Source organism: Streptomyces flavofungini, assembly GCF_041028215.1.
In the GTDB taxonomy this organism is placed as follows: domain Bacteria; phylum Actinomycetota; class Actinomycetes; order Streptomycetales; family Streptomycetaceae; genus Streptomyces; species Streptomyces flavofungini_B.
In genome coordinates, this window is sequence record NZ_JASKYR010001269.1 from 1 (window position 1) to 1361 (window position 1361).

Consider the following 1361-nt stretch of genomic DNA (forward strand, 5'->3'; position numbering starts at 1 on the left):
GGCCACCGGGCTGCCGCTGCCCGCGGGCCTCGCCTTCGACTTCCCCACCCCCGCCGCCCTGGCCAGGGAACTGGCCGGACTGAACCAGCACGCCCCGGGGCCTGAAGCCGCGGCGCCGTCCGCCACGGCCGCCGCGGACGACGACCCCATCGCCGTCGTCTCCATGGCCTGCCGCCTGCCCGGCGGCGCCACCACCCCCGAGGCGCTGTGGGAGCTGCTGCGCGAGGGCACCGACGCCGTGTCCGCCTTCCCCGAGGACCGGGGCTGGGACTTGGAGGCCCTCTTCGGCGACGACACCGACGCCCCCGGCACCTCCGTGGCCCGCGAAGGCGGCTTCCTGCGCGACGCGGCCCACTTCGACGCCGGGTTCTTCCAGATGTCGACACGTGAGGCCCTGGCCACCGACCCTCAGCAGCGGCTGCTCCTGGAAACCGCCTGGGAGGCCGTGGAACGCGCCCGGATCGACGCCGCCACGCTGCGCGGCACCCGCACCGGTGTGTTCACCGGCGCGATGTACCACGACTACGCGGCGGGCGCGGCCGACCCGTCCGGTGACCTGGAGAGCCTGCTGCCGGTGGGCACCGCGGGCGGCGCCCTGTCCGGCCGCATCGCCTACGCCCTGGGCCTGAACGGCCCCGCACTGACCGTGGACACGGCCTGTTCCTCCTCCCTGGTCGCCCTGCACCTGGCGTGCCGCTCGCTGCGCTCCGGCGAGGCGGACCTGGCGCTCGCGGGCGGTGTCGCCGTCATGGCCACCCCGGCCGCCTTCACCGGCTTCTCCCGGCTGCGGGGCCTCTCCCCCGACGGCCGCTGCAAGTCCTACGGCGAGGGAGCCGACGGCGCCGCCTGGTCCGAGGGCGCCGGACTGCTCCTCCTTGAGCGGCTGTCCGACGCCCGCCGCAACAACCACCCCGTCCTCGCCGTGATCGAGGGCTCCGCCGTCAACCAGGACGGCGCGAGCAACGGCCTCACCGCCCCCAACGGCCCCGCCCAGCGCCAGGTCGTCCGGCAGGCCCTGGCCGACGCGGGGGTGAGCGCCCACGAGGTCGACGCGGTCGAGGGACACGGCACGGGCACCGCCCTGGGCGACCCCATCGAGGCCGAGGCCCTGCTCGACACCTACGGGCAGGACCGCCCCGGGGAAACACCGCTGTGGCTCGGCTCCGTCAAGTCCAACCTGGGACACACCCAGGCCGCCGCAGGGGCCGCCGCCGTGATCAAGATGGCTGCKGGCCCTGCGGCACGGCCTGCTCCCGCGCACCCTGCACGCCGACACCCCCACCTCACAGGTGCACTGGGACCGGGGCAACGTGCGCCTGCTGTCCGAGGCCAGGGCCTGGCCGCGCGAGAGCGGCAGGCCC

1 pseudogene is annotated in these 1361 nt (G+C 76.0%); it reads left to right on the plus strand.

Annotation, left to right across the window (positions count from 1 at the left end):
- Positions 1 to 1361: pseudogene (locus AB8Z36_RS40340) on the plus strand (beta-ketoacyl synthase N-terminal-like domain-containing protein); the annotation flags it as partial.